Consider the following 24,964-nt stretch of genomic DNA (forward strand, 5'->3'; position numbering starts at 1 on the left):
TATCCTTTATTGTGCGTTGGCCAGCGTTACTTGCTGTTCAACATTATTTTTCTCCGCATTGCCGCGCACCAGGCGCAGCACGAAACCGGCTGGACCCGTCTGGTACCAGTGGCGCACGCCGCGGCGTGGCTGGCCCATCGCTTGCGTCAAGCGGTCCAGGGTGATGGCCAGCAACACGATGCCCAGGCCGCCCACGGTGGCCAGACCCATGTCCAGGCGGCCGATGCCGCGCAATACCATCTGGCCCAGGCCGCCCACGGCGATCATCGAGGCGATCACGACCATCGACAGCGACAGCATCAGCGACTGGTTGATACCGGCCATGATCGATGGCATGGCCAGCGGGAATTGCACGCGGGTCAGCAACTGCCACGGCGAGGCGCCATAGGCGCGGGCCGCTTCGATCAGGTCGGGACGCACCTGGCGGATGCCGAGGTTGGTCAGACGTACCAGCGGCGGCAGGGCAAAGATGATCGTCACGATCACGCCAGGCGCATTACCAATACCAAACAGCATCACCACGGGCACCAGGTAGACGAAGGCGGGCGTCGTCTGCATGGCATCGAGCAGGGGGCGCAGGATATTCTGCGCGCGGTCGCTGCTGGCAAGGAAAATGCCCAACGGCAAGCCGATGGCCAGGCAGAACGCCAGCGACGTCAAGACCAGCGACAGGGTCGTCATGGCTTCCGGCCAGATGCCCAGCATCGACACCACCAGCAGCGCCAGCACGGTGCCGATGGCCAGGGTGCGGCTGGTAAATTGCCAAGCCAGCAAGCCGATGATGGAGATCACCGTCAGCGACGGGGCGGCCAGCAGCACGCCTTCCACGCCGGACAGCACGCTGTCGATCGGCGCGCGCACGGCCTGGAAGAAGGGACGGAAATGCGCGACGACCCAGCCCAGGCCCTGGTTGATCCAGCTTTCCAGCGGCAGCGAGCCGTCGAAAATCTGCGTCAGGTGAAAGCCGGACGCATGTTCCGGCTGCACGGCAGGCGCGGCGGCGTCCAGCCAGGCGGTGCTGGCGTCGGTAGGCGGAGTCAGCGCCCAGGGATTGATTTGGGCTGCCTGTTCAACAACAGGTTCTACTGCGGAAACGGTGCTTGGATTCATGCTTGTCCTTTCTGTTGTTGTTCGGCTATGGCTGGCGTGTCGCGGTCGAGGAACTTCAGCAAGGTTGTCTTGCTGATGGCGCCGCGGAAGCTGCCGTCATTGGCCACCACAGGGACGGCGTAAGGCAGTTGCGCCACCTGGCCGAACAGGCCGGCGACTGGCTCATCTGCATTGATGGTCTGCACGTCGGGCAGATAGGCATGCGCCAGACCCAGCGGTCCGACATGGCCGTCGAGCGCACTGCGCAGCGAATCGGCCGAGACGACGCCGAGGAACTTGCGCTGCGGATTGACGACGTAGGCAAACGCGCGATCCTGCTCTTCCAGCATCGACAGCGCGGCGCGCGAGCCGCGGCTCGGCGACTCGGACACGACGATCTGGCTCTTGCGGGCAATATCGCTGGCCTTGAAGACGGCCGCCGCATCGACGCCGCGCACGAAGTTGCGCACGTAATCGTTGGCAGGTTTACGCAGGATTTCTTCCGGCGTGCCCACTTGCACCACGTGGCCGTCTTTCATGATGGCAACGCGGTCGCCGATGCGCATGGCTTCGTCGAGGTCATGCGAAATGAAGACGATGGTGCGGCGCTTGATTTGCTGCAAACGCAGCAGTTCCGATTGCATTTCCGTACGGATAATCGGATCGAGCGCGGAAAACGCTTCATCCATCAACAGAATCGATGGATCGCACGCCAGCGCACGGGCCAGGCCCACGCGCTGCTGCATGCCGCCCGACAATTCGTCGGGATAGCTGGCGCCGTAGCCGTCCAGGCCCACTTGTTCCAGCGCTTGCTGGGCCAGCGCATGGCGCTCAGCCTTGGGCATGCCGGCCAGTTCCATGCCGAAGGCAGTGTTGTCGAGCACGGTAATTTGCGGCAGCAGCGCGAACGACTGGAACACCATGCTGATGTCCTTGCGGCGCAGGGCGCGCAGCTGGGCGTCCGGCAAGGTATTGATGTCGTTGCCGTCAATCAGGATGCGGCCGGCGGTCGGCTCGATCAGGCGGTTCAGCATGCGCACCAGGGTCGACTTGCCCGAACCGGACAGGCCCATGATGACGAAGATCTCGCCCGCTTCAATGGTAAAGGTGGCGTCGAAAACGCCGATGGTGCAGTCGGTCTGGGCCAGGATATCCTGCTTGCTGGCGCCCTGATGGACGAGTTCAAGTGCTTCTTCTGGCTTGTCGCCGAACACTTTGAACACATGGTCGATAATGATTTGTTTTGCCACGATGTGGTTCTCCCTCGATTTGACGAATGGAATGAAACCCAGCAAGCTGCTAGCTTGCGGCGGGAATCAGCAAACCCTGTTGCGTCGGCTACGCCACGGCGCAAAAGCGCACGGGAGCGACAGGAAACAGGGGGTGACACGCATGTGACCAGCGGATGGCCAAAGCCGGTGCCGGGGTGCCGTGTGCGTGCTAAAAGAGGCTGTGGTTCAGGACTTTTAACAACGCTAGCGCCATGCAAATACATGGCACCAAATGTATTTGACCGAAAAAAATCGACCAAGCTACTTTTAACTGGATGCGGGTGTAAAACCCAATGAATTATTCACCACTCAGCGAGTGGGGAGTACTGCGAAGCAGATGGTGAAACGCGGTGTAGCTGTTGTAAATATGACTCAAGTATAACGCAAAAAGCCGCCAAAGTCCAATGGCTTTCCAAATAGAAATGTGCTAGCAATGTTCGCCAGCGTACAGTCAGACGTGAAAAAGGCGAAAAGCGACGTGTTTTCATCGTCTTTTCGCCCATCGCTGCGACACGTTTTCTAGCACCAAACATGGCGCCAGACAAGCGGATCAAACTGGCTCGGTAAACACCTTGCGCATCTTTTCGGCGATCTTGCCTTCAATCGTGGACGCGAAGGCGCTGAGCATGAAGCCCAGCTTGATTTGCAGTTGCGCCTGCTCTTTTTCCAGAGTCAGCGAACCATCGACGCCGCTGCGCTCGAAGCGCAGCACATCGCCATCCCAGGCGCACGCCAGGTCATACTCCTGGGCCAGCTTGTCGGCCACTTGCTGCGCCGCTTCGCGCGCCTTTGCTGCTGTCAGCTTATGTTGCTGAACTATATTTATATCCGCCATCAAACGATCCTTTTATTATAAAAACGGGTGCCATACGGCCAGCATCATACCAGCCGCCACGCGGCAGCCGCAGCCATGGGGAACGCCGGCACCCGGAAAAAACCGCGCTTTCTTGCGCCGCACTTGCGCCGCATCAAACCGCAACCACCGAAGCAGGCCGACTATCTCCATTCCAGTTGCGAGTGTATTGGAGAGCTACCATGGACCAGAAAGTCATCGTGCCGGTCGAAGCCGTGCTGACCAAATGCGTGTCCTTGCCTGTCGGCTATGTCCCTACCCCCTCGGCGCCCTACCGCCTGCACCGCAAGAATGCGCAACTGACCCTGCAGCCGGGTCCGCCCCGGCTGACGGACGCCACGGTCCGCAACCTGGCCGCCGTGCCCGTCGGTTCGCGCGTGCTGATCTGGAAGCAAGACCCGTCCGTGAGCGAGCTGGGCACGCGCAAGTCCTTCCTGCCCGGCCTGATACTGCAAGGCCCGCGCGACGCGCGCATCACCTTTGGCGAGCCGGGCATCGCCCAGGTCAGCCCGAATGCCTTTGGCGACTTCATCGTCTCGCCCAACACCGACCAGTTCGACGCCGTGCACACCTTTGCCATCGTGCGCATGACGCTGACCATGTACCAGCGCGCGATGGCCAGCAACAATACGGCGCCGCCCCTGCCCTGGCAATGGAATAGCGCCAGCAACACGGCACCGCTGCGCGTGTTCCCGCACGGCTTGCCCAATGTCATGAACGCCTATTACAGCCGCAGCGACAAGGCCCTCAAGTTCGGCGACTTCATTCCCAGCGGCGCCACCGAGCGCGTCTACACTTGCCGCTCGCTCGACATCGTCTCGCATGAAACCGGGCACGCCATCCTCGATGGCCTCAAGCCGAATTGGCTGCTCAACAATAATCCACCGCAGACGGGCGGCTTGCACGAATCGTTCGGCGACCTGACGGCCATCTTCCTGGCCCTGTCGCAGCTGGACCAGGTCGAAGCCGTGATCGCGCAAACCAAGTCCGACCTGCACGACAAAACCTTCCTGGCCGACCTGGCGGAACAGTTCGGCCTGGCACTGGGCCGGCCGAACGGCTTGCGCAATGCCGATAACGACATCAAATTGTCGGAGACCGGCACGGAAGTGCACGCCATCTCGCAAGTGTTTACAGGCGCTATCTACGACATCCTGGCCGACATCTTTGCCCACGAACGCCAGCCCCAGCTGGAAGATGACGCAGCCGTGCTGCACCGTTGCGGCGACTACCTGCGCAGCCTGGTCTTGCGCGCCCTGGTAGCGTCCCCCGACCAGGCGGCCACGTACGCCGACGTGGCCGGCCACATGCTGACCCTGGCGCAAGCCGACGGCTTTACCAGCTACCTCGATTTCATCCGCAACAGCTTTACCATGCGCGAAGTACTCAAGGACAATGCCATGACGGAGGATGGACAAATGACCTTTGCCCCCGATGTCGTCGATGAAGCGGGCGCCGTGCAAGACAGGCGCGCCTGCTGCGGTACCATGAACCATGCGGAATACAGCGAATCGGATCAATTGCTGGAAGCGGAGCGCGAAGCGCTGGCGGCCTGGTGCCGCAGTTACGCCCCCCGGTAAACGCTCCGCGCCGCAAGCCCGCCAGCGGTCAGCCGCAGGCGACGGCATGCCGCATCATTTCCCCACCACCGTCCCCAAGAAGGAGCAGCATGAAAATTTCAGCCCGCAGCAGCGGCGGCTTTGCCGGCCTGAGCGAACAATACGACATCGATACGCAGGCCCACCCGGCCGGCCCCGGGCTGGAAGCGGCACTGGCCAGCAGCGGTTTTTTCACGCACCCGCAGGGCACGGGCGAACAGGTGGGCGCCGATATCCCCCATTGGCAGATCACCGTCGAGGCACCGGCCGCGCGCCGCACCATCACGTTTGCCGAGGATGGCAGTGCTGAAAATGCACGTTGGCAACAGTTGCTGACGCAAATACGCGCCAGCGCCTGATTGTTCCGGCACTTATTTTTACCGATCTTGATTTGGGTAAAACAAAAACACCACACGGCGAGCTTCCGCCTCGCCCGTCCTGCTCCCTGCAGCATCGGGCGACTGTCGCTTTCTTGCCGCGTTCTTCATGGTAACGTCCCGGATAGTCGCTGAATTGCACGCTCTGCGCGGCAACGGCGCTGCCAAAAAATGAATTTGCTTATATGTATTGTATATAAGCGGGATTTGTGAGAAATAGCGAATTGCCTTAAAATACAATGCTTTGCTTTAGTATGCGCCGCCGAGGTTCCTGCAGGCGCTACAGCACCTCCCCCCAAATTGATAGGACTGTTATGACCCACGTTGTCACCGAATCCTGCATCGCCTGTCGCTATACCGACTGCGTCGATGTCTGCCCGGTAGATTGTTTCCGGGAAGGCCCGAACTTCCTGGCAATCGATCCGGACGAATGTATTGACTGCGCAGTCTGCGTGGCAGAGTGCCCGGTGAACGCGATTTTCGCGGAAGAAGACGTGCCGGGCGACCAGCAAGCCTTCATCAAGATCAACGTCGACCTGGCCCGTAACTGGCCTTCGATCACCAAGACGAAGGCTGCCTTGCCGGAAGCCGAGCAATACAAGGACGTCAAGGACAAGCTCGACATGCTGGTGCGCTAAGCGCACGGCACTTGCTGCGCCGTTTCCGGCGGAGACACTGTTCTCCGCAGGGGCGTGGCGGCGAAAAAATGTACAAAAAGCAGCGGAAACGCTGCTTTTTTTGCTTTTAGAGCATCGTTGCAGGTCTATCCACGCAAGTGTGGCGCGCTGTCACACCAAAGCGCAAACTGTGGACCTATGCGCGGTAATGCACATTTTGTCCTCAACAAATATCGTAAAATTGGATTATGATATTTGAGCCGATATTGGCGCTTGGAATTAAACAAGGACTATATATGCTTTACCAACTGCACGAACTGCAACGCTCCTTCCTCACTCCGGTGATGCAATGGGCAGACATGTCCTCCAAGTTATTTACCAACCCGGTTTCTCCACTGGCCCACACCCCGTTTTCGCAACGCATCGCAGCCGGCTACGAGCTGATGTACCGCCTTGGCAAAGACTACGAAAAACCACAATTTGACATCAAATCCGTTCTCGTCCAAGGCGAGAACGTCGACATCCGCGAACACGTTGTCGTGACAAAACCGTTTTGCCGTCTGATTCACTTCAAGAAAGAAGCCACTGGCTTGCAACAGCCCAAAGTTTTGCTGGTTGCCCCCCTGTCCGGTCACCACTCGACCCTGCTGCGCGATACCGTGCGCGGCTTGCTGGCCGAGCACGATGTCTACATCACCGACTGGACGGACGCGCGCATGGTACCGCTGACGGAAGGCCCGTTCCACCTGGACGACTACATTTATTATGTGCAGGAATTCATCCGCCTGCTGGCGCCTGACTTGCACGTCATTTCCGTCTGTCAACCGACCGTGCCCGTGCTGGCTGCCATCTCGCTGATGGCGACGGCCAAAGATCCGCACATGCCGAAAACCATGACGATGATGGGCGGCCCGATCGACCCGCGCCGTTCACCCACGCAAGTGAACAACCTGGCGACGGAAAAGAAATTCTCGTGGTTTGAAAACACCGTGATCTACGCGGTGCCGCCGAACTACCCGGGTTTTGGCCGCAAGGTGTATCCGGGCTTCCTGCAGCACGCCGGCTTCATCGCCATGAACCCGGGCCGTCACGCGCAAAGCCATCGCGAGTTCTACATGCACCTGGTGACGGGCGACGACGAGCCGGCGGAAGGCCATCGCCAGTTCTACAACGAGTACAACGCCGTGCTGGACATGCCGGCCGAGTACTACCTGGAAACCATTAAAACGGTTTTCCAGGAATTCAGCTTGCCGATGGGCACGTGGAAAGTGGGCGGCCAGCTGGTGCGCCCGCAAGACATCACGAATGTGGCGCTGTTCACCGTAGAAGGCGAGCTGGACGACATTTCCGGCGCCGGCCAGACGCAGGCGGCGCATGACCTGTGTTCCGGCATCCCTGCCGAGATGCAGCAGGATTTCGTGGCGCCAAAATGTGGCCATTATGGCATTTTCTCGGGCCGCCGCTGGCGCGAAATCATTTGCCCGAAAATCGGCGAATTCATCCAGAAACATTCCTGATCCGCAGTATTTCAGACAAAACGGCACGCCAGGCTACCCTGGCGTGCCGTTTTTTTTATGCCCGGCTCATGCGCGTGCCGTTTCGACCTTCACCGTCGGACGCGTATTGACAAAGATTTGCTCGACTCGCGGCTCGCCCGGCCCCGGCTTCTTCATCGCATAGCCATTCACGGGCTGCGAGCGGTTCACCCACAGCGCGTAATACAAATGGTCGGCGCGGGGATCTTCCGTGTTCGGGTGGATCAGTATCGTCAGGCCCAGGCTGTTGAGCTGCAGCCACGGCACGATGACGGGCAGCAAGTCATTCGTAAAGCCAAAGTAAAACGACGGCGTCACGTGCGGGCCGCGCGGCTCCAGGTTCCAGTCGCCCAGTTCGATCTGGAAGCGCTCGGCCGCCCACTTGCGTATCAGCGCCGCCTTTTGGTAACTGTCTTCGTCAAAATAGATATGCGCGTGATAACTCTCGATATCCGTGTAGGCGCGCGGCTTCGATGGCAAGGTTTCCTCGCCGGGCCGCACGCTGACAGGGCGCGGCGTGGGCGCCGTGTCCGTATGCTCGCCCCACGGGCTCTTGCCGGGTGCTGGTTTGGCGCGTTTGACGGCGCCATCCTGCGCCAGGGCCGTGCCGGCCAGGCCCGAAGCGGCCAGCGCCGCCACCAGGCCGCCGCTGCGCAAGACCGTGCGGCGCTGCGGCGAGAGGAGATTGGCCCATTCCAGGTCGATGGCCGCGTGTTGAGTGTTGTCAGACATAGGATTTCCTGTTCTTGATTATGAGTATGGAGAGAAGGCAGATCAAAAGTGAACGGTGGCGCGGGCGTAGTAATAACCGCCCAGTACGCCCAACGGTCCCGAGTTGTCATACGCGCCCGTGTACTGCGCCAGATTCGCGGCGCTGCGCGCGTCGCGCGGCACCTGGTCCGGTTTCTGGTCGAAGACATTGTTGGCGCCCACCGTCACGTTGATGCGCTTGCTGATGTCGTAGCCGACGCTGATATCCGTCACGAAGGCGGCTTTCAGCTGGTAATCGCCGCCCGTGATGGCGTTCAGGCGCTTGAGCTTGCCGTAGCGCGTCTCGCGCACGTTGAACGTCCAGCCCGCCTTTTCATACGCCAGGGTGACGATTTCCTTGTCGCGCGGCGCCCGGTACAGCAAGTCGTACTCGGCCGATTTACTCAGGGTGCCGATATTCGGCAAGCCTTGCAGCACCGTCGGCAAGGCCGCCTTGCCGACCAGGCTCGTATGGTTGATATTCGCGGCCGCCGTCCAGCGCAGCTTGCTGTCGGCCACGCGTAAGACATCCTCGGCCGTCAAATCGATGCCGCGCGTGCGCGTGTCGCCCACATTGGCAAAGTAATGCGCGACAAGGCCATTGCCGACTGTCAACCCCGCCGAGCGCAGCAGGTTTTCAATGACGCTTGCTTGCGCGGCCGTCAGCGGCCGGCCACTGCCGTCGAGCGCCACGCCCGAGCTGCGGTCGATGCCGATGTTCGACGACACGCCCAGGCGGTCACTGACCTTGATTTGATACGCGTCAACGGCCAGGCGCAGGGTGGGCGTAGGATTGAAGGTCAGCCCGGCCGACAGATTCGTCGATTTTTCCGGTTTCAGCGCTTGCGCACCCAGTGCCCGCGCTGCTGCCGAGTTCGGCTGCGCCAGGGTATACGGCACGCCCGCATGGTCGGAGGTGTTCGAATACGATTGCGTCACCAGGCTCGGCGCATGGAAACCATTGCTGACGGTGCCGCGTACGGCCACCGTGGGCGTGACGTCATAGCGGGCGGACAAACGGCCCGTCGTCTTGCTGCCGAAATCGGAATATTTCTCGGCGCGCAGTGCCGTGTCGAGCAGCAATTGCGGCGTCAGTTTCGCGCCCAGGCCGATATACGCCGCATAGCTGTGGCGCGCCGTGTCCGAGGCGTCGACGGGCAGGTAGCCAGCCAGCGCCGATGAGCCGCTGCCCTGCCAGGAAGCGGGTTCGCCCGGGCTGCGTTGCTGCGTTTCATGCGAATACTCGAGACCGACGCTCAGGTCGGCCGGCTCGCTCAAGCCCAGCGGCACGGGACGGCGCGCGTCGGCGTTGGTGGTCGAGCGGCTGTAACGCTGATTGCCGATGGTGAAATCCGTCTTACCACCTGGATAGCTCAGCGAATAATTGGCCGAGTGTTCCACGCCCACGTCGATATCGTCGCGTCCGTAAGTACTGCTGATATCCCAGTTCCAGCCGGCCGTCTCGCCCTTGACGCCGCCCGTCAGGGAAAAATCGTTTTCGCTCGTCGTTTCATACGGCGTGAAGCCATCGGGATACACGGACAGCAAGCCTTTGTTGTTATTGAAAATGGTATTGGGCAGACGGAAATTCTGCGCCGAGCGGGCATTGCGGTGCGCATACGTGCCGAAGCCGTACAGTTGTACCTCGTTCGACACGTCATAGCCGAAGTTGGCGCTGAGCGAAGCGGTCGTGCTTTGCGGCACGCCCGTATTGCGCCATGGATTGCTGTTGCGGCTTGCTTCTGCCGGGTTCGGCGAGGCGCCGGCCGGCAAGCTGTTGTTCGGCCCCAATTTCACCAGCTGGCCATCGCTGTTGCGCACGGCCGGATACGACAGATAGCCGGGATTCAGGCCGAAATTGCGCACGGCGATGCCTTGGCGCTGGACTTCGGCGCCGAAGTGGGCAAAGCCGTGTTCGCCCAGGCGCGTGCCGCCATCGATGCGCACGGAACCGTTCGTGCCGTCGCCGTCATAGGTGGAGCCGAGTTGCGTGCTGAAGCTGCCCTTGTCATCCGCTTTCAGGATGATGTTGATGACGCCGGCGATGGCGTCGGAACCGTAGATGGCCGAGGCGCCGTCGCGCAGGATTTCCACGCGGGCAATGGCGCCCGTGGGTATCAGGGCCAGGTCGGTGGCGACGGAACCGGGAAAACCATCCTCGTTGACGATGGCCGTCGTATGCCGGCGCTTGCCGTTGACCAATACCAGGGTATGCGACGGGTCGAGGTTGCGCAATTGACCGGCGCGCACGATGCTGCCCAGGTCCGGCTGCACACGGGCCGGCAAGTTGAACGACGGCAAGGCCGTATCCAGCGCATCGAGCAAGTTCAGCTTGCCCGTGGCCTGCAATTGCTGCGCGCTGATCACGTCGATGGGGGCGGCGCTGTTGGCCACCGTGCGGCCCGTGCCGCGCGCCCCCGTGACGATGACGGTGTCATACGGCGCGGCGGCCAGTGCGCCAGCGCCGTCCGGCGCGGCCTGCGCGTGGACCACGCCAGGCGCCCCCAGCAGCAGTACGGCGGCGGAGACGGCGTGCGCCAGTTGCCGCAAACGCGGGGCGGGGTCATGCTTGTGAATCGGTTCCAGCATACGAAAACATCCTTTCAAAGTCGTCAACACAGTGGCTGCAGACTAAAGGATGGACAAACAAACAAGAACGAATGGTTTCGTATTTAGATATTTCGTTTTGGCAACTAACAACAGCGGCGGCGCGCCGTGTCAGGGAGTCGCCGGGGCGGTCGCCAGGCTCTGGTCGAGCCGCTTCCAGTAATCGCGTTCCAGCCGGGCCGTATCGATATCGCGCGCCGCCTCGTTGAAGCGTTTTTGCCACGCCGCCCCCCCGGCATCGCGCTGGAAGCACACATGCACGGGACGCTCCTTGAAGACGGTATCGATGACGGCGATGCGTTCGCGCTCGGCCTTGCTGAAGTTGCGCCCCATCAACAAGTGCTGCAGGACATGGCGCTCGATGACGATCACGCGGTAACGCTTGATGAACAGTTTCTTCAGATTCGTCGCGTCGTTCAAGCCCTCTTCCGTCTTCAGCTCGCCGCGCGCCACCATGCCGTCGAACTGTTCCCCATTCGAGTAGCCGGCCACAGTGCCAATGCGCAGCTTGCCCAGGTCGGCCAGGCTGGCACCGGGCACGCCGTCCTCCTTCAGGTAGGCCAGCACACCCTGCGTGTTACCAACCGGAACAGAAAAGTGGCAGAGTTTTTCCCGTTCCGGCGTGCGCCACACGGCCAGAAACCCAGCATAGCGGGAACTGGCCAAGCCAAACTGCATGGCGCGCTTCCAGGGAAAATAGTCATATTTGACCGTATAGCCGAGACGCTCGAAAACGGCGCTGACCATGGCGCCCGACATGCCATCGGCCGGCAGAGTGCGGGAAATAAAGGGCGGCCAGTCTTCCGCCGCGAAGCGGACGATGCGCGAGCTGGCAGCGCCCGGCGCTGCCATGGGGGAGCTAGCCTGCCCGTGTGCAAGGGCAAGTGCAGAGTGCATGAACAAACAGAAGGGCAAACCAACTGTCCGGAGGAAACGCATGTTTGGCTCCTATGGCCTGGCGCACCGTGCAATGCAGGCGCGGCAACAGGACTGGCGGTCGGCTTTTTTTGATCACTGGCTTGATAAAAATCATGCTCCCACAAAAAAAAGAAATTGCAAAGTTGTTTATTTGCACTTTGACATTCCCACGGGAAATAAAATACGATTGCGGCGCGCCTGCAACAGGCTGTCATGGCGCCGGCTATCCCCTCTCGCGCAACAGGTTTTTACTTGTGCGCGCGCCGGATGGCCGATAATGGCGTTTTACCGTGGAAGATGACCGTGCCGCACCCTGCCCCTCCCTCACTTGCCGACCAGATCGAAGACTTGCTGCCGCAAACGCAATGCACCAAATGCGGCTACAACGGTTGCCGCCCGTATGCGGAAGCGATTGCCGCCGGCAGCGCCGACATCAACCAGTGCCCACCGGGCGGCGCGCAAGGCATCGTGCGCCTGGCCGGCTTGCTGGGCAAAAAAGTCATCCCGCTCAATCCCGTCAACGGCCTCGAACGTCCGCGATCTGTCGCCTATATCGACGAATCGCTGTGTATCGGCTGTACCCTGTGCATCCAGGCTTGCCCGGTGGACGCCATCGTCGGCGCCGCCAAGCAGATGCATACGGTGGTGACAAGCCTGTGCACGGGCTGCGACTTGTGCGTGGCGCCCTGCCCCGTCGATTGCATCGTCATGTACCCGGTCAGCGGCGACGCCACGGGCTGGGATGCCTGGAGCCAGGCAGAAGCAGACGACGCGCGCGCGCGCCACGATTTCCGCACGCAGCGCCTGCGCCGCGAAACGGAGGAAAACGAAGCGCGCCTGACTGCCAAGGCCGTCGCCAAGATGCGCGAAGTGACGCAGGAAGTGCCCGTCACGCCCGACGAACAGGCGGAAAAGGAACGCAAGCGCGCCATCATCGCCGCGGCCATGGAGCGCGCGCGCGCCAAGGCCGCTGCCGCCAGCACGGATATCCCCCAGCCAGCCCCCACCACCCCGAAAAAAGACGCATGAACGCCGCCAAACGCCTGGAAATCTTTACGCGCTTTCGCGCCGCCAATCCTTCCCCGAAAACGGAACTCGACTACACGACACCGTTCGAGCTGCTGATCGCCGTGCTGCTGTCGGCACAGGCGACGGACGTGTCCGTCAACAAGGCGACCCGCTTGCTGTATCCGGTCGCCAATACGCCAGCCACGATACTGGCGCTGGGCGTGGACGAGCTGGCCAGCTACATCCGCACCATCGGCCTGTTCCGCACCAAGGCGAAGAACGTCATCGCCACTTGCCAGATCCTGCTCGAGCAGCACGGCGGCGAAGTGCCGCGCGACCGCGCCTCGCTGGAAGCCTTGCCCGGCGTGGGCCGCAAGACGGCCAACGTGGTCATGAACACGGCGTTTGGCGAACCGACGATGGCCGTGGACACGCATATCTTCCGCGTCTCGAACCGCACTGGCATCGCGCCAGGCAAGAATGTCGATATCGTCGAGCAAAAACTGCTGAAATTCATCCCCAAGGAATTCCTGCACGACGCCCACCACTGGCTCATCCTGCACGGCCGCTACACGTGCACGGCGCGCAAGCCCCAATGCTGGAATTGCATGATTGCCGACCTGTGCGATTACAAGGACAAGTCGCCGATGCCGGCCGTGGTGTAAGGCAAAAAAAACGGCCCGCGAGGGCCGTTTTTGTCATTCGCAGCAAGCGGACGCTTACAGCAACACCATATTGTCGCGGTGGATCAGCTCATGGCCTTCCATGTAGCCGAGAATCGCTTCGATCTCGGTGGACGGCTTGCGCATGATGCGGCGCGCTTCACCGCTCGTGTAGTTGGACAGGCCGCGCGCCACGGGCACGCCATCCACGTCGACGCAGGTGATGACGGCGCCGCGGCCGAATTCGCCGTTCACGCCCGTCACGCCGATCGGCAGCAGGGACTTGCCTTCCTGACGCAGCTTTTGCACGGCGCCAGCGTCCAGCACGACGGCGCCGGCCGTGTGCAGATGATCGGCCATCCACTGCTTACGCGCCGTCAATTGCCCCGTTTGTGCCAGTAACTCCGTGCCGATCGCTTCGCCCTGGGCCAGGCGGCTGAGCACGTCGCTGTCGCGGCCCCAGGCGATGATGGTGTGGGCGCCGGACTTGGCGGCGCGCTTGGCGGCGAGGATTTTCGTCAGCATGCCGCCACGGCCCAGGCTGCTGCCGGCGCCGCCGGCCATCGCTTCCAGGGCCGGATCGCCGGCGATACCTTGCGTGATCAGGTAGGCGGTCGGGTCCTTGCGCGGGTCGGCCGAGAACAGGCCGTGCTGGTCCGTCAGGATGACGAGCGCATCGGCTTCGATCAGGTTCGCGACCAGGGCGCCCAGGGTATCGTTGTCGCCGAACTTGATTTCATCGGTGACGACCGTGTCGTTTTCATTGATGATCGGCACCACGCCCAGGCGCAGCAGGGTCGTCAGGGTGGAGCGGGCATTCAGGTAGCGTTCGCGGTCGGCCAGGTCGGCGTGCGTGAGCAGCACTTGCGCCGTGCCGAGGCTGTGCGCGCGGAAGCTGCTTTCATAGATTTGTGCCAGGCCCATCTGGCCGACGGCGGCGCAGGCCTGCAATTCGTGGATATCGGTGGGGCGCTGCTCGAAACCGAGGCGCAGCATGCCTTCGGCGATGGCGCCGGAACTGACGAGCACCACTTCCTTGCCCAGGGCGCGCAAGCCGGAAATCTGCGCGGCCCAGCGCGCGATGGCGGCATGATCGAGTCCGCGGCCATCGTTGGTGACCAGCGAAGAGCCGACTTTGATGATGATGCGGGTAGCTTTTTGAATCACGGAATCCATGGGGCGGCGCTCTTCACTTATTAGACGTCAGCGCGCAGGACGCAGCAGCAGCAAGGCCAGCCCCGCCGTCAGCTCCATTGCGCACATGAACAACACAAAACCCTGGGGCAAGCCGAAGCTGATGGCCGCGAACAGACGGCCGGCGGGCTGCGCCAGGACCAACATTGCTGTGATATCGCCGAGCACAGGCGGTTCGCCCTGCCGTGCCGCGAACAGCGCCAGGAGCGCGGTAGCGCCCCAGACACCGACATGCGTGGCGTAGAACTGGCTGTAGCCATTGACGCCATTGAGGAAGATGCCCATGCCGGCCGCCATTTCATCGGCGAACAACAGGCAGGCGACCGCGCTCAGCCCGTAAGCATACGCGATCAGATGCAATACACGGCGCTGCCACGCTTGCTTGCGCGCTGGCGCGGCAGCGGCCGTCTGTACCGACATCAGGGTAAAGCCTTAGTCGAGGATCTTGAAACGCGGATCATCCGGGTCGATCGACGAGATACCGCGTGCTTCTTCGGTCATCTGCGTTTCTTCGGCACGGCTTTCGCTGTGTTTCTTCGCTTCCAGATGCTGGTAAATCGCATTCACCAGTTCCGGGCAACCTTGATGGTTCAGCGCGGAAATCTCGAAGACGGGACCTTTCCAGGCGAAACGCTTGAGGAAGTCCTTGACGATCTTCTTGCGCTCTTCTTCCGGCACCATGTCGAGCTTGTTCAACACCAGCCAGCGCGGCTTGTCGACCAGCGACTCGTCGTACTTCTTCAATTCCTTCACCAGCGCCTTGGCTTCCTTGACAGGATCGACGTTGGTTTCGAACGGCGCCAGGTCGACGATGTGCAACAACAGACCCGTGCGCTGCAAGTGACGCAGGAATTGATGGCCCAGGCCCGCGCCTTCGGAAGCGCCTTCGATCAAGCCGGGAATATCGGCGATCACAAAGCTCTTCTCGTGCGACACGCGCACTACGCCCAGGTTCGGGTGCAGGGTGGTAAATGGATAATCGGCAATTTTCGGGCGCGCGTTCGAGACGGCCGAAATGAAGGTCGACTTGCCGGCGTTCGGCATGCCCAGCAGGCCTACATCGGCCAGGACTTTCAGTTCCAGGCGCAGTTCGCGGCGTTCGCCTTCCTTGCCCTCGCCTTTTTGACGTGGCGCGCGGTTGGTCGAGGACTTGAAGTGGATATTGCCCCAGCCGCCTTCGCCGCCCTTGGCCAGCAATTCGATCTGGCCGTGTTCGGTCAAATCGGCCAGGATTTCGCCGCTCGCGTTGTCGATGATCAAGGTGCCCACAGGCATGCGCAGGTGGATGTCATCCGCGCCCTTGCCATAGCAATCTGCGCCACGGCCAGGCTCGCCATTGCGAGCCTTGTGCATTTTGGAGAAACGGAAATCGACGAGCGTGTTGATATTGCGGTCGGCGACAGCCCAGATGGACCCGCCCTTGCCGCCATCGCCGCCATCGGGACCGCCGAAAGGCCGGAATTTTTCACGGCAGAAAGATGCGCAGCCGTTGCCGCCATCGCCCGCGATGACTTCGATTTTTGCTTCGTCGATAAACTTCATAATTTTGCCGCCATAAAACTAAAAAGGCTCTACCTTGGGCAGAGCCTTTCGATTGAAGGCTTGCGCCTTACATCATGCGATCATGGCGGAGCGAACTGGCGCTCCGCGATGAATTACGCTGGTACTGCTTCGTTTGGTACAACGGTCACGAATTGCTTCGAGCCAGCACCTTTGACAACGAACTTCACTTTGCCCGCGATCAGCGCGAACAACGTGTGGTCCTTGCCCATGCCTACGCCTTCGCCGGCGCGCACTGGGGTGCCGCGTTGACGAATGATGATGCCGCCAGCATTGATAGCTTGGCCGCCGTAGACTTTAACGCCCAGACGTTTTGATTCTGAATCACGGCCGTTTCGCGTTGTGCCGCCGCCTTTTTTATGTGCCATTTAAGACTCCTTGATAGCTGATTAATTCAAACAGCGGCGATTAGCCGTTGATCGAAACGATTTGGATTTCGGTAAAATTCTGGCGATGGCCTTGATGCTTTTGGTAGTGCTTACGACGACGCATCTTGAAAATTTTGACCTTATCATGGCGACCATGCGCCACAACCGTAACCAGTACCGTTGCACCTTCGACCAATGGAGCACCAAACTTGATGCTGTCGCCCGCGCCTACTGCGAGCACTTGATCGATGGTGATTTCGGAACCAATGTCTGCCGGTATCTGTTCTACTTTAAGTTTTTCGCCAGCGACAACTTTGTATTGTTTGCCACCGGTTTTTATGACCGCGTACATGATTTGAAACCTCATCAAATGTTGAAAGAATTTGTCCCACTGCCATGAAAAGCAAGCCGTGCACAACAGGGGGAACCAGCGATTATACACGGACTGAGAAATTGCGTCAAAAAGTATTCACAAAGCTTGACGATCGTGGTATGTCGACAACCTGACCATCATGTCAGGCTTGCGCCAGGCGGACAGCAAAACGCGCGCCAGTGCCAAGCAGATCAATCAATTGCCCTACAGTCATAGGCAAACGTCACGCACGCGCAAGCCTTGTCGTATAATCGCGGCACCCACAATCTAATGCAGGTTCGCCTTGTCTGACGCTAACAAACACGTTAACCAAAACACCATCGTGCAAACGATTGCCGCCGATATGGACGCAGTCAATACGGTGATCCGCCAAAAGTTGCACTCCGATGTGATTCTGATCAACCAGATCGCTGAATACATCATCAGCGCAGGCGGCAAACGCATCCGTCCCGTGCTGATCTTGCTGGTGGCCAATGCCCACGCCTATCGCGGCACGGCGCACCATGAACTGGCCGCCGTGGTCGAATTCATCCATACCGCCACCCTGCTGCACGACGACGTCGTCGACGAATCGTCGATGCGCCGCGGACGCCAGACGGCCAACGCCCTGTTCGGCAATGCCGCCTCGGTGCTGGTGGGCGATTTCCTGCACTCGCGCTCGTTCCAGTTGATGGTGTCGCTGAATAATATGCGCGTCATGCAAATCCTGTCCGACGCCACCAACGTGATCGCCGAAGGCGAAGTGCTGCAGTTGCTGAACATGCACGATCCGGACGTGACGCAAGACAGCTACCTGAACGTCATCCGCTCGAAGACGGCCAAGCTGTTCGAAGCGTCGGCGCAACTGGGCGCCCTGATCGCCGGCGCCAGCGAAGACGATATCGAAGCGGCTGCCGAATACGGCCGCTCGCTGGGCACGGCTTTCCAGCTGATCGACGACGTGCTCGACTATGCAGGCGACGCTGCCGAAATCGGCAAGAACGTGGGCGACGACTTGCGCGAAGGCAAACCGACCATGCCGCTGATCTGGCTGATGGAAAACGGTACGCCAGAGCAACGCGAACTGGTGCGCAGCTGCATCGAGCAAGGCGACGAACAGCATTTCGACGCCGTCCTGACGGCCATCACCAGCAGCGGCGCCCTCGACTACACGCGCAAGCAGGCGGAAATCGCCGGCCAGCGCGCCGCCGATGCCATCGCCGGCTGGCCGGACAGCGTCTACAAGCAATCCATGCTGCAACTGTGCTCGTTTGCCGTGGACCGCAATCACTGATCGCGATTTGCGCTACAGCAAAGACAACGGCGCCGATGGCGCCGTTTTTTATGCACTGCCGAAAAGCTAGGTGCGCTCGTGTTCCATTGCCGCGCCCGCCAATGCCTGCACGATGGCCGGCGCCGCTTCCAGCCGTTCGCTGTAGCGGCTGCCCAGGTAATCGCGCCGGTCGCGCACCAGCAGAGTGAATTTGTACAATTCCTCCATCACATCGACCAGGCGCTCGTAATACGGCGACGGCTTCATGCGGCCGTCATCGTCGAATTCCTGGTACGCCTTGGCAACGGAAGACTGGTTCGGAATGGTGACCATGCGCATCCAGCGTCCCAGCACGCGCAAGCCGTTGACGGCATTGAACGATTGCGAGCCACCGGACACTTGCATCACAGCAAGAGTTCGCCCCTGCGTGGGCCGCACGCTGCCCGTTTCCAGCGGCAGCCAGTCGATCTGCGATTTGAACACGCCCGTGACGGCGCCGTGCCGCTCGGGGCTGCACCACACCTGCCCTTCCGACCACAGCGACAGCGCGCGCAACTCCTGCACTTTCGGATGCTCGGGCGACACGCTGTCGACCATGGGCAAGCCATGCGGGTCGAACACGCGCGTGTCGGCGCCGAAGTGACGCAGGATGCGCTCCGCCTCCAGGGTCAGCAATTTGCTGTACGAGCGCTCGCGCAAGGAGCCGTACAGCAGCAGGATACGCGGCGCGTGGGTGGACACGCTGGCCGGCGCCAGCTTGTCCAGGTCCGGCACGTCCAGGTGCGCGGCGCTGATGTTCGGCAATTCGTTGGCAAGGTCTGCCATCTCAGGCCACCGGCTTGCCGTCGGCGCCCACCACGGCCTGGCCGTCTTCCTTGGCAAACGCGCCCTGCTGCGGCAGCGGCAGGATTTCCAGCACTTTTTCCGAAGGCCGGCACAGGCGCACGCCCAGTTCCGTGACGACGATGGGGCGGTTGATCAAGATAGGATGGGCTTGCATAGCGTCGAGCAAGGCCGCATCGGGCAAATCCGGATTGGCCAGGCCCAGTTCGTCGTACAGGGCGCCCTTGTCGCGCATGACGGCGCGCACGGTCAGGCCGGCGCGGGCGATCAGGTCGACCAGCTCCTCGCGCGAAGGCGGATGCTTGACGTAATCGATGATGACGGGTTCGACGCCCGTGTTGCGGATCAGGGCCAGGGTATTGCGCGAGGTGCCGCACGCCGTGTTGTGGTAAATCGTGATCGTCATGTCGTGATGTCCTTCAGTAAATGTGGTTCGCTGACGCAGCAAGGCGCGCCAGCGCAGCAGTTCTCGGTCAAAAAGGCCAGCAAGCCGTTCATGCCCGCATAGTTGGCCGCATAGATGATGGAACGGCCCGCCTTGCTTGCCGTTACCAGATTGGCGTGCGCCAGTTCTTTCAAGTGAAACGACAGCGACGAGGGCGCAATGGCCAGCGCTTCGGCGATTTTCGTCGCCGCCATGCCTTGCGGCCCCGCTTGCACCAGCAGGCGGAACACGGCCAGCCGCGATTCCTGTGCCAGCGCGGCCAGGGCCACGATGGCGGAAGTACTCGTCAGCGGTGTCGCTCCGCTCGCTATTTGCTGTGTATTTTCCATATTTCAATAATAGTCGAATTATTGAATCATTTCAAGCCATACGTCTTGGCAACCTATCTTACGTAACCTAGCGCACCGACTGTCATGGCCTATCGGTCTACCTTGATGAAAAATCACTGCGATCGGCATCCCATGACACGCTCGACACCCCTGAAAATCCTCGGCTGGAGCCTGGCCGCCCTGCTGGCCCTGGTTGCCATCGTGGTCATCTTTGTACTGACCTTCGACTGGAACCGCGCGCGCCCCTACATCAACGAGAAGGTGTCGGAAAGCACGGGCCGCACCTTCGTCATCGGCGGCGATTTGCAGGTGAAATGGAAACAAGGGCTGAAAACGGAGCCCGGCTGGCGCCGCTACGTGCCGCGGCCCATCATCAGCGCGCAGGACGTGCGCATGAGCAACCCGGACTGGGCCACGGCCGGCCCGCAGCTGGCCAGCGCGAAACGCATCGATGTGGCCCTCCACCCATTGCCCTTGCTGCAGCACAAGGTGGTACTGACGGACCTGGCGCTCGACGCGCCGAACATCGCCCTGCAGCGGCGTGCCGATGGCAGCAACAGCTGGACCTTCAAGGATAACGGCCCTTCGGCATGGGACGTGGAAATCCAGCGCATGGCCTTCGGCGACGGCGCCATCCGTTATCTGGACGAGGGCATCGCGCTGGACGTGCACGCCAAGGTCAGCTCGACGGCGCCCGATGCGACGCCGGGCGACGCGCCAGGCAGCGCGCCCATGCAGAAATACGGCATCGCATTCACCCTGGGCGGAACCTATCGCAAGGCGCCCGTGACGGGCGGCGGCAAGGCGGGCGCCGTGCTGTCCTTGACCGATAACAACACCGTCTATCCCGTGCAGGCACATGCCGTGCTGGGCAAGAACAAGGCCAGCATCGACGGCACCCTGACGGACCCGCGCTCCTTGTCCGGCATCGACTTGCAGCTGAGTCTGGCCGGCGCCAGCATGGCCGACCTGTATCCGCTGACGGGCGTGCTGCTGCCGGAAACGCCGGACTACGCCACCAAGGGACGCTTGCTGGGCAAGAAAGACGGCGCCACCTGGAACTGGACCTATCAAGACTTCAAGGGCACGGTGGGCCAGAGCGACCTGGCCGGCACCCTGCAATACTTGCCGCGCCAGCCGCGTCCCCTGCTGCGCGGTGAAGTGACGTCGCAGCAATTGCGTCTGGAAGACCTGGGTCCCACCATCGGCGCCGACAGCAATGCGCAGAAACAGGCGCGCGGCAAGGCGCCCGTGCAGCCCGACAACAAAGCCTTGCCCGTGGAACAGTTCAACACGGCCAAATGGAATGCGCTCGATGCCGACGTGAAATTCACGGGCAAGAAACTGGTGCGCACGCATGACATTCCGTTCAACGATATCGTCGCCCATATCCACATGAAAGACAAGGTGTTGAGTTTGACGCCGCTCAACTTCGGCATGGCCGGCGGCGACATCACCTCGAATATCACGCTCGACGGCCGTCAAAAGACCATTGCCGCGCAAGCCAAGGTGGCGGCGCGTCACCTCAAAATTCGCGAACTGTTTCCCAAGCTGCAATCGATGCAAGCGAGTTTCGGCGAAGTGTATGGCGACGCGGCGCTGACGGGCCACGGCAACTCCGTCTCGGCCATGCTGGCCAGCGCGAATGGCGAACTGGCGGCCACCGTCAGTGAAGGCTCCGTCAGCCAATTCATGCTGGAGCTGGCCGGCCTGAACCTGGCCAACGCCGTCTTCGTCAAAATCTTTGGCGACAAGCAAGTACACCTCAATTGCATGGCCAGCGACTTCGCCGTCACGAATGGCCAGGCCGACGTGCGCCGCTTCGTGCTCGATACGGACACGGCGGTCGTGAATGTCACGGGCAACGTCAACCTGGCCCACGAAACCCTGGACCTCGACGTGCGCCCACGCACCAAGGGCGCCCGCATCATCACCCTGCGCACGCCGTTGTACGCGAAAGGCACGTTCAAGAACCCGGACGTGGGTCCGCAAAAAGGCCCGCTGGCCCTGAAAGCGGGCGCCGCAGTGGCCCTGGCCACCGTCGTCACGCCGCTGGCCGCCCTGCTGCCGCTGGTCAACGTCGACAAGGCGCCCGACACGGACTGCGCCGCCGTCATGGCGCAAGCGAACGCCACCCGCAAGGCCCCCGCCTCGCCGACGACGAACGCGCCAGCCAAGACAGTGAGCGAAGCGGACATCAGGAAGGCCCAGCAGGAAAAGAAATAGACCTTGATGCAGGCGCTTGAAAGCCACCCCGCCATCTGCTGTAATGAAGGAAAGCGGGGTGTGGCTCAGCCTGGTAGAGCGCTGCGTTCGGGACGCAGAGGCCGGAGGTTCGAATCCTCTCACCCCGACCAGCCCTTCTTCCTTGCTGCGCCTGCATCAACTGCTTGCACCTTGACCTGCGCGTTGGTGTCTTGCCGAAAAGTATGATACTAATTGCATCATTAGTATCCTGATCACTTTCCGCGCAAGGGCCTGACCGATGTCTTTCCTGATAGTTCTGGCCGCACTGGCCTTTCTCATGCTGGCCGCCTACCGCGGCTATAGCGTAATCCTGTTTGCGCCCGTCGCCGCGCTCGGTGCCGTGCTGCTGACCGATCCGTCGGCCGTGCCGGCTGTCTTCAGCGGCATCTTCATGGAAAAGATGGTGGGCTTCATCAAGCTGTATTTCCCCGTCTTTTTACTCGGCGCCGTGTTCGGTAAACTCATCGAGCTGTCTGGCTTTTCCCAGTCCATCGTCGTGGCGGCCATTCGCTATATCGGCAGCGCGCGCGCGAACGCCGTCATCGTTGCCGTGTGCGCGGCCCTGACCTATGGCGGCGTGTCGCTGTTCGTGGTGGTGTTCGCCGTGTATCCGTTTGCGGCCGAGCTGTATCGCCAAAGCAATATCCCCAAGCGGCTGATGCCGGGCGCCATCGCCCTGGGCGCGTTCTCGTTCACCATGGATACCTTGCCCGGCACGCCGCAGATCCAGAACATCATCCCCACCACCTTTTTCAATACGACGGGCTGGGCCGCGCCGTGGCTGGGCACCATCGGCGCCGTACTGACGGTGATCATGGGGCTGGCTTTCCTCGAATGGCGCCGCCGTTCCGTCATGGCGACGGGCGAAGGCTATGGGGCCGAGGCCGAAAAGGCCAAGGCCGACGTGGGCGACCTGCCCCATCCGCTGCTGTCGGTAGCGCCTCTGGTGCTGGTGGGGGTGGCCAACTTTGCGCTGACCCGGCTGATTCCCCACTGGTACGGTGCCAGCTACTCGCTCACCGCCGAGGCGTTGCCAGGGCTGCATGCGCCCGTGACCACGTCGATCGCCTCCGTCACCGGTATCTGGGCCGTGGAAGGCGCCTTGTTGCTGGGAATTTTGCTCGTGTGCGCAACGGCTTTCGGGCGCATCCGCGCCGCCTTTGCAGAAGGCACCAAGGCGGCCGTGGGCGGCGCCTTGCTGGCGGCCATGAATACGGCCTCCGAATATGGCTTTGGCGGCGTCATTGCCGCCCTGCCCGGCTTTCTTGCCGTCAGCAACACCTTGCGCAGCGTACCCGATCCGCTCGTCAACGCGGCCGTGTCCGTGACGACCCTGGCCGGCATTACGGGATCGGCCTCGGGCGGCATGAGCATCGCGCTGGCTGCCATGTCGGACAGTTTTATCCAGGCCGCGCAGCAGGCGCACATTCCGCTGGAAGTGATGCACCGCGTGGTGGCCATGGCCAGCGGCGGCATGGATACCTTGCCGCACAATGGCGCCGTGATCACCCTGCTGGCCGTCACGGGCCTCACGCACCGCCAGTCCTACCGCGACATTTTCGGCATCACCGTCATCAAGACGGTGGCCGTGTTCCTCGTCATTGCCCTGTATTACCTGACGGGGCTGGTGTAAGAATTGGCGTGCACTACGGCAACGCGGCGGACGATTTCTCCGACGCCGCTTGCGCCGGCTTGAACAGATGGCTGATGCCCATGGTCAGCAGCGGACCGGCCAGCGCCAGGTAGGAACTGTCCACGCCATAGGGATTGCCTGCCAGGAACCAGCCGATGGTGGCGATCACCGAGACGATCACGCCGACAAAGGCGCCGCGCGGCGTGCCGAATTTCGGCGCATAGAAAGCCATCAGCACCAGCACGGCCAGGGTCGCGCGCAGGGCCTTGCCGAGGAAGGCGATCATCAGCAGTTTTTCCGCATACAGCGCCAGCACCAGCGGCAGCAAGCCGGCCACGACGATGGCGATGCGCAGGAACATCAGCGATTTCGCATCGTTCTTTGCCTTGTTGTACCAGGGGTCATAAAAATCCTTCATGGCCAGGGTGGCCGATGCCAGGGTGGTGGCGGAAATGCCGCCGAACAGGGCGCCGGCCAGACCGACGATCATGATGCTGGCGGAAAACGCCGGCATGTGGGCGATCAGGGTCGGGAAGGCGTCGATCGACTTCATGCCCGGATACAGCACGGCGCTGCACATGCCGATCAGCGCGGCCATCAGGCCGAACGGAATCATCAACGAAGACACGTAATAGCAGGCGCGTTTGGCCACGGCCGGGTTGTCCGTGCTGACGAGAGCCTGGATCACGTATTGCGTGGCGAAGATGGAACCGATGCCGCCGATCATCCACGCGATGATCTGGCCCCAGCCGATCTCTACCCAGTTGAACATCTTGGCCGGCAGCTGCGCCTGCAGCGCGCCGATGCCGCCGCTTGCTTCCAGCGCATACGCCAGCGCCAGGATCACGCCCAGGTATTTGACGATGGAGTGGGCGAAATTGGTGTACACCACCGAGCGCATGCCGCCCAGGCTGACATAGATCACGGTGATGGCGCCCACCAGCAAAATGGCCACCGTCTTGTTGATGTGCAGCACGGCCGCCAGCACGGCGCCGCCGCTCGCATACAGGGCCACGGCAACGATGCTCAGCGCGACGATGGTGAGAATAGACGCCGCATAGCGCACGGGTTCGCCGTACGTCTGCGCCAGGATGCCGGAAATCGTCGACTGTCCGCTTTCCTTGTATTTTTTCACCAGCACGATGGCCAGCAGCAAAAATCCCAGCGACAGCGCCACCAGGTTCCAGGCGGCGGAAATGCCCAGTTCATAGCCCTTCTGGGCCGTGCCGATGCTGACGGAACTGCCGATGAATTCCGACAATAGCAGCGCGCCGATCAGGTAGGCGGGATAGTTGCGTCCTCCCGCCGTCATGCCCTCGGCACTGTTGGCATGCTTGCGCACGCTATACGTAATGTACGACATGAGAGCGAAATAGCCCACCGTGACCGCCGCGATGATGATCAATCTGTTTTCCATCTATCTACTCCAAGTTTG

24 protein-coding genes and 1 tRNA gene are annotated in these 24,964 nt (G+C 61.4%); 10 read left to right on the plus strand and 15 right to left on the minus strand.

Annotated features, from left to right (window positions below; genetic code table 11):
- Window positions 1–6: 6 nt before the first annotated feature.
- The 3 genes from proW to O3301_RS16980 all read right to left on the minus strand — a co-directional run bounded on the left by proW (window position 7) and on the right by O3301_RS16980 (window position 3,195).
- Complete coding sequence (gene proW / locus O3301_RS16970) at window positions 7–1,110, minus strand: glycine betaine/L-proline ABC transporter permease ProW (protein WP_305056947.1); 1,104 nt, start codon at window positions 1,108–1,110, stop codon at window positions 7–9.
- Window positions 1,107–2,339 (minus strand): glycine betaine/L-proline ABC transporter ATP-binding protein ProV, encoded by a 1,233-nt coding sequence (gene proV, locus O3301_RS16975; protein ID WP_099668215.1) that lies wholly within the window; start codon window positions 2,337–2,339, stop codon window positions 1,107–1,109. The genes proW and proV overlap by 4 nt, the downstream gene beginning before the upstream one ends.
- A 571-nt stretch (window positions 2,340–2,910) precedes the next feature.
- Window positions 2,911–3,195, minus strand: coding sequence for a polyhydroxyalkanoic acid system family protein (locus O3301_RS16980; protein WP_099665323.1), 285 nt, complete (start codon window positions 3,193–3,195; stop codon window positions 2,911–2,913).
- A 200-nt stretch (window positions 3,196–3,395) separates the two neighbouring features.
- Between O3301_RS16980 and O3301_RS16985 the strand changes: the two genes are divergently transcribed.
- The 4 genes from O3301_RS16985 (at window position 3,396) to O3301_RS17000 (ending at window position 7,322) form a co-directional block, all read left to right on the plus strand.
- Window positions 3,396–4,793 carry a hypothetical protein gene (locus tag O3301_RS16985; RefSeq protein ID WP_305056948.1) on the plus strand — a complete coding sequence of 466 codons (1,398 nt, stop codon included), beginning with the start codon at window positions 3,396–3,398 and terminating at the stop codon, window positions 4,791–4,793.
- An 89-nt stretch (window positions 4,794–4,882) separates the two neighbouring features.
- Complete coding sequence (locus O3301_RS16990; protein WP_077400196.1) at window positions 4,883–5,170, plus strand: protealysin inhibitor emfourin; 288 nt, start codon at window positions 4,883–4,885, stop codon at window positions 5,168–5,170.
- A 332-nt stretch (window positions 5,171–5,502) separates the two neighbouring features.
- The gene (gene fdxA / locus O3301_RS16995) at window positions 5,503–5,826 is read left to right on the plus strand and encodes a ferredoxin FdxA (protein WP_010395176.1); all 324 of its coding nucleotides are present in this window, start codon (window positions 5,503–5,505) and stop codon (window positions 5,824–5,826) included.
- 275 nt (window positions 5,827–6,101) lie between these two features.
- Window positions 6,102–7,322, plus strand: coding sequence for a polyhydroxyalkanoate depolymerase (locus O3301_RS17000; protein WP_077400193.1), 1,221 nt, complete (start codon window positions 6,102–6,104; stop codon window positions 7,320–7,322).
- Window positions 7,323–7,388: 66 nt separating this feature from the next.
- Here the strand turns inward: O3301_RS17000 and O3301_RS17005 are convergent, their stop codons facing one another.
- The 3 genes from O3301_RS17005 to O3301_RS17015 all read right to left on the minus strand — a co-directional run bounded on the left by O3301_RS17005 (window position 7,389) and on the right by O3301_RS17015 (window position 11,549).
- Window positions 7,389–8,072 carry a DOPA 4,5-dioxygenase family protein gene (locus O3301_RS17005; RefSeq protein WP_305056949.1) on the minus strand — a complete coding sequence of 228 codons (684 nt, stop codon included), beginning with the start codon at window positions 8,070–8,072 and terminating at the stop codon, window positions 7,389–7,391.
- Between the two features lie 42 nt (window positions 8,073–8,114).
- Window positions 8,115–10,679: a TonB-dependent siderophore receptor gene (locus O3301_RS17010; protein WP_305056950.1), complete on the minus strand. Its 2,565-nt coding sequence runs from the start codon at window positions 10,677–10,679 to the stop codon at window positions 8,115–8,117.
- Window positions 10,680–10,808: 129 nt separating this feature from the next.
- Window positions 10,809–11,549, minus strand: a complete 741-nt coding sequence (locus O3301_RS17015; protein ID WP_305056951.1) for an ABC transporter substrate-binding protein — start codon at window positions 11,547–11,549, stop codon at window positions 10,809–10,811.
- 363 nt (window positions 11,550–11,912) lie between these two features.
- Between O3301_RS17015 and rsxB the strand changes: the two genes are divergently transcribed.
- Both rsxB and nth read left to right on the plus strand, forming a co-directional pair.
- On the plus strand, window positions 11,913–12,644 hold the full coding sequence (gene rsxB, locus O3301_RS17020) for an electron transport complex subunit RsxB (protein ID WP_305056952.1): 732 nt from the start codon (window positions 11,913–11,915) through the stop codon (window positions 12,642–12,644).
- The gene (nth, locus tag O3301_RS17025; protein WP_034782448.1) at window positions 12,641–13,288 is read left to right on the plus strand and encodes an endonuclease III; all 648 of its coding nucleotides are present in this window, start codon (window positions 12,641–12,643) and stop codon (window positions 13,286–13,288) included. The genes rsxB and nth overlap by 4 nt, the downstream gene beginning before the upstream one ends.
- Before the next feature lie 54 nt (window positions 13,289–13,342).
- On the opposite strand, the gene proB is transcribed toward nth, so the two are convergent.
- From proB to rplU, 5 genes are all read right to left on the minus strand, one after another.
- Entirely contained in the window at window positions 13,343–14,461 is a 1,119-nt protein-coding gene (gene proB, locus O3301_RS17030; protein ID WP_251349774.1) for a glutamate 5-kinase, read from the minus strand.
- Window positions 14,462–14,488: 27 nt separating this feature from the next.
- Window positions 14,489–14,899: a hypothetical protein gene (locus O3301_RS17035; protein ID WP_035825091.1), complete on the minus strand. Its 411-nt coding sequence runs from the start codon at window positions 14,897–14,899 to the stop codon at window positions 14,489–14,491.
- A 12-nt stretch (window positions 14,900–14,911) separates the two neighbouring features.
- Complete coding sequence (obgE, locus tag O3301_RS17040) at window positions 14,912–16,021, minus strand: GTPase ObgE (RefSeq protein ID WP_077400162.1); 1,110 nt, start codon at window positions 16,019–16,021, stop codon at window positions 14,912–14,914.
- Window positions 16,022–16,134: 113 nt separating this feature from the next.
- Entirely contained in the window at window positions 16,135–16,407 is a 273-nt protein-coding gene (gene rpmA, locus O3301_RS17045) for a 50S ribosomal protein L27 (RefSeq protein ID WP_070219281.1), read from the minus strand.
- Window positions 16,408–16,447: 40 nt separating this feature from the next.
- The gene (rplU, locus tag O3301_RS17050) at window positions 16,448–16,759 is read right to left on the minus strand and encodes a 50S ribosomal protein L21 (RefSeq protein ID WP_034754730.1); all 312 of its coding nucleotides are present in this window, start codon (window positions 16,757–16,759) and stop codon (window positions 16,448–16,450) included.
- Window positions 16,760–17,063: 304 nt separating this feature from the next.
- Between rplU and ispB the strand changes: the two genes are divergently transcribed.
- Entirely contained in the window at window positions 17,064–18,053 is a 990-nt protein-coding gene (ispB, locus tag O3301_RS17055) for an octaprenyl diphosphate synthase (RefSeq protein ID WP_099395339.1), read from the plus strand.
- 66 nt (window positions 18,054–18,119) lie between these two features.
- Here the strand turns inward: ispB and arsH are convergent, their stop codons facing one another.
- From arsH to O3301_RS17070, 3 genes are read right to left on the minus strand one after another with little or no spacing between them, the layout of a single operon-like run.
- Window positions 18,120–18,857 carry an arsenical resistance protein ArsH gene (gene arsH, locus O3301_RS17060; protein WP_305056953.1) on the minus strand — a complete coding sequence of 246 codons (738 nt, stop codon included), beginning with the start codon at window positions 18,855–18,857 and terminating at the stop codon, window positions 18,120–18,122.
- Between the two features lies 1 nt (window position 18,858).
- The gene (gene arsC / locus O3301_RS17065) at window positions 18,859–19,281 is read right to left on the minus strand and encodes an arsenate reductase (glutaredoxin) (protein WP_289899830.1); all 423 of its coding nucleotides are present in this window, start codon (window positions 19,279–19,281) and stop codon (window positions 18,859–18,861) included.
- Window positions 19,278–19,649, minus strand: a complete 372-nt coding sequence (locus tag O3301_RS17070; protein WP_289899829.1) for a helix-turn-helix transcriptional regulator — start codon at window positions 19,647–19,649, stop codon at window positions 19,278–19,280. Before O3301_RS17070 ends, arsC begins: the two co-directional genes overlap by 4 nt.
- Before the next feature lie 132 nt (window positions 19,650–19,781).
- Between O3301_RS17070 and O3301_RS17075 the strand changes: the two genes are divergently transcribed.
- The 3 genes from O3301_RS17075 to O3301_RS17085 all read left to right on the plus strand — a co-directional run bounded on the left by O3301_RS17075 (window position 19,782) and on the right by O3301_RS17085 (window position 23,529).
- On the plus strand, window positions 19,782–21,875 hold the full coding sequence (locus O3301_RS17075) for an AsmA family protein (protein ID WP_305056954.1): 2,094 nt from the start codon (window positions 19,782–19,784) through the stop codon (window positions 21,873–21,875).
- Between the two features lie 54 nt (window positions 21,876–21,929).
- A tRNA-Pro gene (locus O3301_RS17080) sits at window positions 21,930–22,006 on the plus strand.
- A 128-nt stretch (window positions 22,007–22,134) separates the two neighbouring features.
- The gene (locus O3301_RS17085; protein ID WP_305056955.1) at window positions 22,135–23,529 is read left to right on the plus strand and encodes a GntP family permease; all 1,395 of its coding nucleotides are present in this window, start codon (window positions 22,135–22,137) and stop codon (window positions 23,527–23,529) included.
- A 13-nt stretch (window positions 23,530–23,542) separates the two neighbouring features.
- On the opposite strand, the gene O3301_RS17090 is transcribed toward O3301_RS17085, so the two are convergent.
- Window positions 23,543–24,946 (minus strand): sodium:solute symporter family protein, encoded by a 1,404-nt coding sequence (locus O3301_RS17090; protein WP_305056956.1) that lies wholly within the window; start codon window positions 24,944–24,946, stop codon window positions 23,543–23,545.
- Window positions 24,947–24,964: the final 18 nt, after the last annotated feature.

This window comes from Janthinobacterium sp. SUN211, from assembly GCF_030587315.1.
GTDB lineage: Bacteria > Pseudomonadota > Gammaproteobacteria > Burkholderiales > Burkholderiaceae_D > Janthinobacterium > Janthinobacterium kumbetense.

Excerpts from the sequence above, each read along its gene's own strand:
- O3301_RS17085 (WP_305056955.1), top strand. The coding sequence starts at position 22,135 with ATGTCTTTCCTGATAGTTCTGGCCGCACTGGCCTTTCTCATGCTGGCC.
- fdxA (WP_010395176.1), top strand. The coding sequence starts at position 5,503 with ATGACCCACGTTGTCACCGAATCCTGCATCGCCTGTCGCTATACCGAC.
- O3301_RS17070 (WP_289899829.1), bottom strand. The coding sequence starts at position 19,649 with ATGGAAAATACACAGCAAATAGCGAGCGGAGCGACACCGCTGACGAGT.
- nth (WP_034782448.1), top strand. The coding sequence starts at position 12,641 with ATGAACGCCGCCAAACGCCTGGAAATCTTTACGCGCTTTCGCGCCGCC.
- O3301_RS17005 (WP_305056949.1), bottom strand. The coding sequence starts at position 8,072 with ATGTCTGACAACACTCAACACGCGGCCATCGACCTGGAATGGGCCAAT.
- O3301_RS17015 (WP_305056951.1), bottom strand. The coding sequence starts at position 11,549 with ATGGCAGCGCCGGGCGCTGCCAGCTCGCGCATCGTCCGCTTCGCGGCG.
- O3301_RS17035 (WP_035825091.1), bottom strand. The coding sequence starts at position 14,899 with ATGTCGGTACAGACGGCCGCTGCCGCGCCAGCGCGCAAGCAAGCGTGG.
- O3301_RS17010 (WP_305056950.1), bottom strand. The coding sequence starts at position 10,679 with ATGCTGGAACCGATTCACAAGCATGACCCCGCCCCGCGTTTGCGGCAA.
- rsxB (WP_305056952.1), top strand. The coding sequence starts at position 11,913 with ATGACCGTGCCGCACCCTGCCCCTCCCTCACTTGCCGACCAGATCGAA.
- O3301_RS16980 (WP_099665323.1), bottom strand. The coding sequence starts at position 3,195 with ATGGCGGATATAAATATAGTTCAGCAACATAAGCTGACAGCAGCAAAG.
- arsC (WP_289899830.1), bottom strand. The coding sequence starts at position 19,281 with ATGACGATCACGATTTACCACAACACGGCGTGCGGCACCTCGCGCAAT.
- O3301_RS16985 (WP_305056948.1), top strand. The coding sequence starts at position 3,396 with ATGGACCAGAAAGTCATCGTGCCGGTCGAAGCCGTGCTGACCAAATGC.
- proW (WP_305056947.1), bottom strand. The coding sequence starts at position 1,110 with ATGAATCCAAGCACCGTTTCCGCAGTAGAACCTGTTGTTGAACAGGCA.
- proB (WP_251349774.1), bottom strand. The coding sequence starts at position 14,461 with ATGGATTCCGTGATTCAAAAAGCTACCCGCATCATCATCAAAGTCGGC.
- O3301_RS17000 (WP_077400193.1), top strand. The coding sequence starts at position 6,102 with ATGCTTTACCAACTGCACGAACTGCAACGCTCCTTCCTCACTCCGGTG.
- O3301_RS16990 (WP_077400196.1), top strand. The coding sequence starts at position 4,883 with ATGAAAATTTCAGCCCGCAGCAGCGGCGGCTTTGCCGGCCTGAGCGAA.
- arsH (WP_305056953.1), bottom strand. The coding sequence starts at position 18,857 with ATGGCAGACCTTGCCAACGAATTGCCGAACATCAGCGCCGCGCACCTG.
- O3301_RS17075 (WP_305056954.1), top strand. The coding sequence starts at position 19,782 with ATGACACGCTCGACACCCCTGAAAATCCTCGGCTGGAGCCTGGCCGCC.
- rpmA (WP_070219281.1), bottom strand. The coding sequence starts at position 16,407 with ATGGCACATAAAAAAGGCGGCGGCACAACGCGAAACGGCCGTGATTCA.
- obgE (WP_077400162.1), bottom strand. The coding sequence starts at position 16,021 with ATGAAGTTTATCGACGAAGCAAAAATCGAAGTCATCGCGGGCGATGGC.
- rplU (WP_034754730.1), bottom strand. The coding sequence starts at position 16,759 with ATGTACGCGGTCATAAAAACCGGTGGCAAACAATACAAAGTTGTCGCT.
- O3301_RS17090 (WP_305056956.1), bottom strand. The coding sequence starts at position 24,946 with ATGGAAAACAGATTGATCATCATCGCGGCGGTCACGGTGGGCTATTTC.